Raw genomic sequence first — 9,615 nt, 5'->3', positions numbered from 1 at the left:
CAGCCTCTCCCGCCGGCAAAAACTCATCTACGTCCTGGTCCTGGGATTGCTGACAGCACTGGGCCCTTTCACGATTGACCTTTACCTGCCGGCATTCCCCATCATTGGCAAGGAACTGAACGTCAGTGCCACGGCGGTGCAGCTGACCCTGACGGCCACGACCATCGGCTTTGCCGCAGGCCAGCTGGTGGTAGGCCCATTCAGCGACAGGTTTGGCCGCCGCGTGCCGCTGATCCTGGCCACGGCCCTGCACGTGGCGGCATCCATCGGCGCCGCGATGTCCACCGACATCACCATGCTGGGCATTTTCCGCATCCTGCAGGGCATCGGGGCGGCCGGCGGCGGCGTGGTGGCCATGGCCATGATCCGCGACCTCTTTGGCGGCTACCGGCTGGTCCGCATGCTCTCCTACATGTCCCTGGTCAACGGCATGGCCCCGATCTTCGCCCCCGTCATCGGCTCCCAGCTGCTGGGCATAATGGACTGGCCCGGCATTTTCTGGTTCCTGGCTGGCTACGGCGCACTGGTGGTGGTGGCCGCGTTCGTTTTCATTATTGAAACGCTGCCGCCGGAGAAGAGAAAGTCCGACGGCGTGAGTGTCGCCAGCCGCTACAAGGCAGTCTTCGGCGACAGGATTTTTGTGGGCACGCTGCTCGTGGGCGGACTGAACTTCGCCGCCCTTTTCACCTATCTTTCAGCGTCGACCTTTCTGTTCCAAAACACCTACGGTTTCACCCCGCAGCAGTATGGCTTCCTGTTTGCCATCAACTCGCTCGGGGTGGTGACGGGTGTCCAGGTGGCCGCCCGCATCATGCGCCGGGTGGGGCCCCAGTGGGTTATTGCTGGTGCAACGGTGGTGCAGGTGGCCGCCGCGGCCGCGATGGTGCTGTTTGACCAGCTGGGACTGGGGCTGTGGGGCGTCATGGTTCCGCTCTGGTTCTTCATTGCCGCGACAGGGCTGATGTTCCCCTCCGTGCAGGTGCTGGGCCTGGCCCGCAACGGGCGCCAGGCCGGGACGGCCGCTTCCCTGCTGGGCGCAGCAACGTTCGGCTTCGCCGGGTTGATCACCCCGGTGGTGGGCCTGGTGGGCGTCAAGACGGCCACCCCCATGGCCTTGATCATGGGGTGCTCCATACTGCTGGCCATGGCCGCCCTGTGGCTCATCGTCCGGCCGCGGACGGTTCCTGCCCTTTAGCGCCGTCGAAACGGTCCGAAAGCGCATACCTCAAAAGGACGGCGTTTCCGAGGGGTAGGGTCTCAACGAGCCTGGCGTGACGTCCCGGATTCCATGGGAATGCGGCGTCGCCCACCAGCCGCGGCGCCCGGGAATCACCCACAAAGAACGGTGCCACCACCAGCTGCAGCTCATCGGCCAGGCCGCCGGCCAGGAATTGTGTGTGGACCTGGCTGCCGCCTTCCACCATGAGCCGGCGGATGCCCCGTCCATGCAGGTCCTCGGACACGGCCGCCATCCGCACCGGCGAGCCGGCGTCGACCACCGTGGCGGCCCCGCCCAGCGCCAGCGACATCGCGGGGGCACATTCGCTGGCGCAATAGACCAGCTTTTGCGCGCCGTCGTCGGCAAAAAAGTTGGCCTCCGGATCAAGCCGGCCCGCTCCCGTCACGGTCACCTTCACGGGCGAGCCCGGCAATCCCCGCGCCGTCCGCTCCCCTGCCAGGGCCCGGCTGCGCACCAGCAGCCGCGGATTGTCGGCCCGGATGGTGGCGGCGCCCACCATGATCGCATCGCAGGAGGCCCGGACCGCATCAACCCGCTCAAAATCGGGGCCGTTGGAGAGCAGCAGCCTGTCCTGTCCGGCGTCGTCAATGTAACCGTCCAGGGACATGCAGCAGCTCAACAGCGTATAGGGGCGCTCAGCCAAGGCCGCCTCCGAGCCGTCCGGCCGGCCGTTCAGCCTCCACCGCTTGCCTGCCGGCTGCCCCGGCTGCCCCGACACCGGCACGGGCACCGGCCCGGGCCCCCGCGACAAGCACCAACGCCCCCGGCAGGCAGGAAACCAGGGAAAGCACCCCATAGACCACGGCGGCGCTGACCCCCTGTGCGGCCCCTAGGCCCGCGGCGCTGAAGGCCCAGGCCGCGGCACCTTCACGCGGCCCCCACCCGGCAATGCTGGCAGGCACCGCCATCGCCATCAGCACCAGCACGGCCAGGGGCAGCAGCTGCCGCAGCGGCGCCGTGGACCCCGCCGACCTGGCAGCCATCAGGAAGACTGCCACATACCCGGCCACGGCCAGGAAGGAGGCTGTGACCACGCCAGGCCAGGTGTGGCGCGGCAGGAGGCCGCGGCGAACATCCGCCGAAGCCGTGCGCAGGATCCTGGCCCACCAGGACGGCCCGCCTGCCGTCCGCAGCCGCAGGGCGGCGAATACGACGGCGGCGGCTCCGAGCAGCACCACGGCCGGCAGTGCCACCGCTGTCCGCACTGGCGAAGGCAGCGCCGCGAGCAGGGCCAAGGCCAGCACGGCCTGCACCAGCTGCCCCGCTGCGCGTTCCCAGGCAACGGCGCGCAGGCCGAGCCCCGCGCCGCCCCCGGACCGGCCATGGGCCAGTCCGCGGTGGACATCGCCGAGGATGCCGCCGGGCAGGGTGGAATTGAGGAACTGGGCGCGGTAGGAGGCGGCAACGGCCGATTTCAGGGTCAGTTCCAGGCCCAGTCCGCGGGCCACCAGCCGCCAGCGCCAGGCGGAACACACCGTTGCGAGGAACAGAACGACGGCGGACGCGGCGAGGACCCGCGCATCCACGGCCGTGATGCCGGCCAGGAACGGTCCCGCGCCGAGGCGCCAGACCAGCACGCCCAGCACGGCGGCACCCGCCAGAGGCTGCAACCACCTCACGAGGGAACGGGACACCTCAGCCACCTCCCACGGATGCGGCCAGGGGCACCGCGTGCCGGCTGCCCACAACTCCATCGCCGCGTCCCGGAGAGCTGTTCCCTTGCGTGCTGGCTGCCGAGGTTCCGGCGGCAGTCGTGCTGGCAGCCAGGGGGCCCGCTGCGGATGAGACGCCTGCGGCGTGCGCCAGGATGGACGAAAGCCTGCGCCCCGCAGCCCGCCAACTGTGCCGTTCCAGGGCCGCGCCCCGTTCCCGGGCGGCGCTCCGGAGCCGGCGTCGCAAGCCGGGGTCGCCCAGCCACGCCTCCAGGGAAGCGGCCAGGGCGGCGGGATCACCGGGCGGCACCAGCAGGCCCGGCAGGCATCCGGAGTCCGTTCCCGCCAATGTTCGTGGGACACCGCCAACGCCCGTGGCGATGACGGGGAGGCCGCGCACCAGGGCCTCGGCGACCACCATGCCATAACTTTCGGTCCGGGAGGCCAGCAGCAATATGTCGGCGGAGGCATACATAGCCTCCAGTGCCGCACCCGTGCGCGGGCCAACCAGGTGCACCCTGCCTGCGATTCCGGCGTCGCGGGCGTCCCTGAGAAGACGAGCGGTGAAGTCGGGATCAAGGTCGCACGCCCCCACGCAGGTGAAATCCCAGTCCAGGCGTGCCAGGCCGGCCAGTGCTGCGAGGACGGTGTCCTGGCCCTTGGCCTCCGTGACGGCCGCGACGCAGAGCAGGCGGCCGCCGCCGGGGCTCCGCGTCGCAATCCCGGCCCGGTCCGCGCCGGGCTCCACGACGTGGATGTTTTCCGCCGGCACGCCGTGGCCGGCCGCCACCAGCTGGTCCTTCGTCCAGTGGCTGGTGGCGACAATGGCCGTGGCGGCAGCCAGCACGCTGCCGGGGACGGCACTCCCGGGCCGGTGCGCGCGTGGGGAGGTGCCGGCGTCGTGCTTCAAGGATGGAACGGTGTGCGCGAGCACCACCAGGCACAGCCGCCCGGCCCAGGCAGCGGCGGGGGGAAGGGCAGGCAGGAGCAGGCCGTCAAGGAGGACAGTGGCGCCGTCAGGCAACCCCTCCAGCACTGCGGCGAGCGCGCGGGCACAGTCGGCGTCCGGCACCGGCCAGGCACCGGGCACGGCATGTTCGGCCACTACCCAGCCGCCGGCGGCCAGTTCCCGGCTCATCCGCCGGTCGTAGACATTGCCGCCGCTGGGCCTGGCCGGATTGTCAATGCCGCAGGGCACCACCAGGTGGACAGTGCTCACAGCGCCCGCTCATAACTGGCCCACGCGATGTGGGATTCGTGGAGCGTGACGGAGATGCCGTTGACCAGGAGCGCTTCCGGGCCCAGTTTTCCAGCATGGATGCGTGCTGCCAGGCGGTCGGCGACTTCGCGCGCCAGGACCTCGGTGGTGGTGTTGATGCCGGCAAAGGAGGGGTCGTCGTCGAGGTTGCGGTAGCCAAGTTCGGCCACCACCGCACGCAGCTGTTCGGAGGCTGCCGCAATGTCCACCACAGTCCCGTTGCCGGCAAGCCCGTCCCGCTTGAACGTGGCGTCTATGACGTAGGTGGCCCCGTGCAATTGCCGGGCCGGGCCGAATTCCTCCCCGTGGAAGCTGTGGGCCACCATCAGGTGGTCGCGGACGCTCACGCTGAACATGGCATTACCCGTTTCCGTAGGAGATGAGGTGGCACAGGGCGGGCAGGCTGCCGTCCGCCAGCCGCGGCATGACGGATGGCAGCTCCCGAAACGGCGAGGTGCCGGTGAGCAGCACGTCAAAGGCCGGCTCTCGCAGCAGCTCCAGGGCGAAGGCCAGCCGCTGGGCGGTGCTGCGGTTGCGCCTGCGGGCCGGGGCCACGGCGCCCACCTGGCTGGAACGGATGGTCAGGCGCCCGGCATGGAAGGCCCCGCCCAGGGACAGCTGCACCGGGGTGTCGCCGTACCAGCTCAGGTCCACCACGGAGCCTTCCGGCGCCAGCAGGTCAAGGGCCAGTTGGAGCCCTGCCGACGTCCCGCTCGTGTGAAAGGAGATGTCGGCCCCGGCGCCGTCCGGCCAGAGGCTTTCAGGCCCGACGGCGGGCGAGGCGCCGGGCGAATCAGCGGGCGAGCCGCCAGCCAGGGCAAAGCGCACGCCCAGGGCCTCGGCCACCGCGGCCTTGCCGGGATCGACGTCGAAAATCACCACCTGCACGCCCAGGACCTGCGTGAGCAGCCGGGCCACGGCGCAGCCCACCATGCCCGCACCGACCACGGCAACCCGGTCCCCGACCAGCGGCGCCGCATCCCACAACGCATTGACGGCGGTTTCCACCGTCCCTGCCAAGACGGCGCGACTGGCCGGGACGCCGTCGGGCACCACGTGCACGGCGGCGGCTGGCACCACGTAGGCGTCCTGGTGCGGGAACAGGGTGAATACTGTTCGCCCCAGCAGAGCGGGCGGCCCCTGCTCCACCAGGCCGACGCTGAGATAGCCGTACTTCACGGGCCCCGGAAAGTCGCCGTCCTGGAAGGGAGCCCGCATGGCCTGGTGCTGGCTGGCCGGGACGCCGCCGCGGAACACCAGTGCCTCGCTGGCCCGGCTGACACCGGAATACAGGGTCCGAACCAGCACCTCGCCCGGGCCTGGCAGGTGCAACGTCTCGCTGCGGAGCTCGCCCATGCCGGGGGCGCGGAGCCAGAACGCGAGACCTTCACCGCCCACAGCCTGCGCACCCCCACTCGTGGTCCCGGGCAATCCCTGAGATTGCCCCTATCCTAATACTGTTGTTGACTTCCAAACGGAGGCGCCGTGCGTCCGGTTCATTGCGGCCCGCTCGCCGGGTTCCTGTGCCAATTGGCGCTGCTCACTGCCCTGTCCGCTACCGTTGGGCTCAGCGCTGCGGGGTGGGGCGTGGGCGCCGTCGCCGCTGTTGCCGCCAATGGCCTGCTGGCCCGGGGCCTCGGCGCCGACCGCCGGCCGGGCCTGGGGCCCGCCGACTGGGTCACCCTGCTGCGTTCAGTCCTGGCCGGCGGTGCCGCGGCCCTCGTGGCGGACCTCCTGGCAGGGTCTCTGGGCGGAGCTGCCCAGCGGCCCGCGGCCGTCGTGCTTCTTGTGTCGCTGGCCTCGGCCACCATCGTGCTGGACGCCGTGGATGGGATGGTTGCCCGCCGGACGGGCACGACGTCGGCACTCGGGGCGCGCTTCGACATGGAGGTTGACGCTTTCCTGATCTTGGCGCTCGCTGTGTATGCCGCACCGGCGTTCGGCGTGTGGGTCCTGGCGATCGGACTGGCCCGGTATGTGTTTGTGGCGGCCGCCTGGTTCCTTCCCTGGCTGCGGGAATCGGCGCCGCCGCGCTATTGGTCCAAGGTGGTGGCCGTGGTGCAGGGAGTGGCCTTGACCGTTGCGGCTGCCGACGTCCTCCCACGGGCCGCCATGGCTGCCGTTTTGGCGGTGGCCCTGGCACTGCTGGCGGAGTCCTTTGGACACGAAACGTGGTGGTTGTGGCGTCACCGGGCACCCCGCCGAGGCAGGGTTCGTCGCGGCGGCAGACGCAGGGATGCTGACGGCGGACGCCCGGACTCCGTCGGCCCCGAGGTTCAGGACCGGACGTCAACGGTGCCGGGCCCGGTCTCCGCGGCAGTGGCGGGGGCGGTGGTGTGGTGCGTGCTGCTGGCGCCGCAGCGGATCGGACAGCTGGAGCTGGCAGCGTTCGCGGCCCTGCCGTTGGAGCTGCTGGCCATTGCCGCGGCCGGCTTCCTTCCGCCCGCCGGCCGCAAGCTTGCCGGCACCGCGATGGGCGTGGTGCTCGGCGTGGTGGCCATTGCCAAGGTCCTGGACATGGGTTTCTCGGCCGCCTTTGACCGCCCCTTTGACCCCGTCAACGACTGGTATTACTTTGGGCCGGGCTTCGGCGTCCTGGCCGACTCCATCGGCAGCGCGGGCGCGGTTGCCGTTGCCGCCGGTGCCGTGGTGTTTGCGGCCGCCGCCTTGGCGCTGCTGCCGCTGGCTGTGCTGCGACTAACGCGGGTGGTGGCCGCCCACCGGCGCACTTCGTTGCAGGGTTCGGCGGCTTTTGCCGTGGTGTGGGCCGTGTTCGCAGTCCTGGGGCTGCAGTCGGCCCCCGGCTTGCCGACGGCGGCGTTCGGCACGGCCGGGCTGGTCCAGGAACAGCTGTCACGGCTGGGCAGCGGGCTGGCGGACCGCAAAGCCTTTGCCTCGGAAATAACGCAGGATCCGGTGCGGGATGCCCTGGCCCGCGGCGCAGCGGACCCGTCCGGCCTGCTGGCCGCCTTGAAGGGCAAGGACGTGCTGCTGGTCTTCGTGGAAAGTTACGGCCGGGTGGCGCTGGAGGACCCGGCGTTGGCTCCCGGCGTTTCCGCCGTTCTCAAGGAAGGGACCGCCAGCCTGACCGCGGAGGGGTTTTCGGCCCGCAGCGCCTTCCTCACCTCACCCACATTCGGGGGCATCAGCTGGCTGGCCCACTCCACGCTTCAGTCCGGGCTGTGGGTGGACAGTCAGCAGCGCTACAACCAGCTGCTGACCAGCAACAGGCTGACCCTGTCCGGCGCCTTCAAGCAGGCAGACTGGCGGACCGTTTCCGATATTCCCTCCGACACCATCGACTGGCCGCAGGGCGCACGGTTCTACCACTATGACGCCCTTTACGACTCCCGCAACGTGGGCTACCGCGGGCCGAACTTCAGCTACGCCACCATGCCTGACCAGTACGCGCTCGCCGCTTTTGCCCGCCTGGAGCTGGACCGGGCCGGCCGGCCACCTGTCATGGCGGAAATCGACCTTGTCTCCAGCCACACGCCATGGACGCCCCTGCCCCGGCTGGTGCCGTGGTCCCAGGTGGGCGACGGCAGCATTTTCAACGGCATGCCGGCCCAGGGGCCCACCCCCGAATCGGTCTCCGCCAACCCGGCCAGGGTCAAGTCCCTGTACGGGCAGTCCATTGAATACTCGCTGGGCTCCATCTTTTCCTTTGTGGCAGCCCACCCGGACCCGAACCTGGTGATGGTGGTGCTGGGCGACCACCAGCCCAACGCCCAGGTCTCCGGGACAGCGGCCGGCCACGACGTGCCCGTGTCCATCATTGCCCGGGACCCCTCCGTGCTGAAGCGCATTTCCGCATGGGACTGGCAGGAGGGCATGCTCCCGGCGCCGACGGCGCCCACCTGGCCCATGAGTGTGTTCCGCGACCGTTTCCTGGCGGCGTTCAGCCCTGGCGTGAAACTGCCTGGGAACGGCGGCGTTCCGCCAGCAGTCCGGTAATCCCCACCACGATGGCCACGATTTCCACCCCCGCTGCCGTGAAGATTTCCCACCCCGTCCAGTGCTCGTGGACGCCAAACAGGCCCACCGTGACGGCGGTAAGGAAAGCACCGAGGGTCGCCGCGCCAAACAGCGCGGCGAGGGCCAGGGTTGCCCAATGGTGCCAGAACAGCAAAAGCCCGGCAATCACTACGCCTCCGCCAAAGTTCAGCAGCATGGCCGGCCCCACCACGGCCGTGTGCCGGAAAACGACTATCCACTGTTCCAGGTGGATGACGGCGGACACAAAAACCGCCACCGCCAGCACTCGACGAATCCACATGGCCATTCACCCTCCGGTCGCAACAACCAGCACGCCCGCCCGGGACCCCGCCGCCCCAAGCCGAATGCCCAATTCTACCGCTGCGGTGTGTCCGGGGGAGCTGGGAAAACCAAAAGTCCCCGCCCTCACAATGAGGACGGGGACTCCGGAAATGGCTCCTCCGACTGGACTTGAACCAGTAACCCTTCGATTAACAGTCGAATGCTCTGCCAATTGAGCTACGGAGGAATGAAGCAGTCAAATGCCATGGACGTGCCTTGCATAAGGCATTCCATGGATTTTCCTGCTGCGCGTGTGTCCGGATTGGCTTCCGGAAATCCCTGAACGGGATTGGCTCCTCTGACTGGACTTGAACCAGTAACCCTTCGATTAACAGTCGAATGCTCTGCCAATTGAGCTACAGAGGATCGCGCAGGAACAACAATAACAAAGGCTGGCCCGGTTGCGAAATCGGCCAAGCCGCAGGGCGGTCAGGAGTCCGAACGCAGCGCCCTGCGGGCCGTCTCCAGCTCCATGAGCTCGCGCTGGAGCAGTTGGTAGCCCTCCGGATCCACGGCGGGATCCATCCTTTGCAGCGCGCCCAGCCGCTCTTCCTTCAGCCGCGTGATCTGCATTTCAAACAGCCGCCGCAGGATGTCCCGGCAGTACCGGTTCAAGGTTTCCTCCCGCGTGGCAGGCAGCGGGCTCAGGGCCAGCTCCGCCACCAGCGATGCCAAAACCGGCGGCACGTGTTCCCGCACGGCCTCCAGCCATTGCGAGGACGCCGCCAGGGACTCCCCCGCTGCGGCAATTCCCTGCTGGACCGCCTTGTACGCCGGCACCACAAACTCGGTCGCCGCAAAGTGCTGCCAATTCCCGGCAGTGAGCAGCCCGGGGTGCTGGAGCACCACTTCCAGCGCCTCCCGCTCCATGCGGCCCTGGGGGTCGCGGGGGTCGGGCCTGACAAATTCCGGCTGCGGCGCCTCCTGCGGTTCGGCCAGCACGACGCCGACCCCTCCGCCCAGCGCGCCCCCGCCTTGCACCGGGCTTCCCTGCCAGTGGCTGCCCTGCGCGGGACCGGCATGACCGGGCCCGCCCTGTCCTGAACCAGCCTGCGAGTAGCCGCCCTGCCCGGCCACGGCGGCGGGTGCGCTGCCGGCGGCACCCGGCCGTCCGGCGTCGTGCGGGGCAGCGGGGCCCCTGGTTG

The 9,615-nt window shown here is 69.5% G+C and carries 8 protein-coding genes, 2 tRNA genes and 1 pseudogene; 2 read left to right on the top strand and 9 right to left on the bottom strand.

Annotated elements, in window-relative coordinates; all coding sequences use genetic code 11:
• The coding region (locus tag LPN03_RS19965; RefSeq protein ID WP_262455641.1) for a multidrug effflux MFS transporter at positions 1 to 1,195 on the top strand (1,195 nt) is incomplete at its 5' end.
• Here LPN03_RS19965 and LPN03_RS19960 read toward each other — a convergent pair.
• Genes LPN03_RS19960 through LPN03_RS19940 form a run of 5 tightly spaced genes read right to left on the bottom strand, consistent with a single transcriptional unit; the run spans position 1,161 to position 5,506 of the window.
• Positions 1,161 to 1,883, bottom strand: a complete 723-nt coding sequence (locus LPN03_RS19960; protein WP_262455640.1) for a RibD family protein — start codon at positions 1,881 to 1,883, stop codon at positions 1,161 to 1,163. The genes LPN03_RS19965 and LPN03_RS19960 overlap by 35 nt on opposite strands.
• The gene (locus LPN03_RS19955; RefSeq protein ID WP_262455639.1) at positions 1,876 to 2,874 is read right to left on the bottom strand and encodes a YbhN family protein; all 999 of its coding nucleotides are present in this window, start codon (positions 2,872 to 2,874) and stop codon (positions 1,876 to 1,878) included. Before LPN03_RS19955 ends, LPN03_RS19960 begins: the two co-directional genes overlap by 8 nt.
• Before the next feature lies 1 nt (position 2,875).
• Entirely contained in the window at positions 2,876 to 4,111 is a 1,236-nt protein-coding gene (locus LPN03_RS19950) for a glycosyltransferase family 4 protein (RefSeq protein WP_262455638.1), read from the bottom strand.
• Positions 4,108 to 4,506, bottom strand: coding sequence for a 6-pyruvoyl trahydropterin synthase family protein (locus LPN03_RS19945; protein ID WP_262455636.1), 399 nt, complete (start codon positions 4,504 to 4,506; stop codon positions 4,108 to 4,110). Before LPN03_RS19945 ends, LPN03_RS19950 begins: the two co-directional genes overlap by 4 nt.
• A 4-nt stretch (positions 4,507 to 4,510) precedes the next feature.
• On the bottom strand, positions 4,511 to 5,506 hold the full coding sequence (locus tag LPN03_RS19940) for a zinc-dependent alcohol dehydrogenase (RefSeq protein WP_410468623.1): 996 nt from the start codon (positions 5,504 to 5,506) through the stop codon (positions 4,511 to 4,513).
• A 129-nt stretch (positions 5,507 to 5,635) separates the two neighbouring features.
• Between LPN03_RS19940 and LPN03_RS19935 the strand changes: the two genes are divergently transcribed.
• A complete protein-coding gene (locus tag LPN03_RS19935) occupies positions 5,636 to 8,107 on the top strand; it encodes a CDP-alcohol phosphatidyltransferase family protein (RefSeq protein WP_262455634.1) in 2,472 nt (823 codons plus the stop codon).
• Here LPN03_RS19935 and LPN03_RS19930 read toward each other — a convergent pair.
• From LPN03_RS19930 to LPN03_RS19915, 4 genes and pseudogenes are all read right to left on the bottom strand, one after another.
• Positions 8,052 to 8,429, bottom strand: a complete 378-nt coding sequence (locus LPN03_RS19930; RefSeq protein ID WP_262455633.1) for a hypothetical protein — start codon at positions 8,427 to 8,429, stop codon at positions 8,052 to 8,054. The genes LPN03_RS19935 and LPN03_RS19930 overlap by 56 nt on opposite strands.
• Positions 8,430 to 8,581: 152 nt before the next feature.
• Positions 8,582 to 8,657, bottom strand: a tRNA-Asn gene (locus tag LPN03_RS19925).
• A gap of 103 nt (positions 8,658 to 8,760) precedes the next feature.
• Positions 8,761 to 8,836: transfer RNA gene (locus LPN03_RS19920), tRNA-Asn, on the bottom strand.
• Positions 8,837 to 8,899: 63 nt separating this feature from the next.
• Positions 8,900 to 9,615, bottom strand: a pseudogene (locus tag LPN03_RS19915) (DNA primase); the annotation flags it as partial.

This window comes from Arthrobacter sp. A2-55 (assembly GCF_025548615.1).
GTDB classification, from domain to species: Bacteria; Actinomycetota; Actinomycetes; order Actinomycetales; family Micrococcaceae; genus Specibacter; species Specibacter silviterrae.
Note: the sequence above shows the minus strand (reverse complement) of the source record. Positions and strands in the feature narration are given on the sequence as shown.

Bases quoted from the DNA above. Each gene is read 5' to 3' on its own strand.
- LPN03_RS19945 (WP_262455636.1), bottom strand. From the start codon at position 4,506: ATGTTCAGCGTGAGCGTCCGCGACCACCTGATGGTGGCCCACAGCTTC.
- LPN03_RS19940 (WP_410468623.1), bottom strand. From the start codon at position 5,506: ATGGGCGAGCTCCGCAGCGAGACGTTGCACCTGCCAGGCCCGGGCGAG.
- LPN03_RS19930 (WP_262455633.1), bottom strand. From the start codon at position 8,429: ATGTGGATTCGTCGAGTGCTGGCGGTGGCGGTTTTTGTGTCCGCCGTC.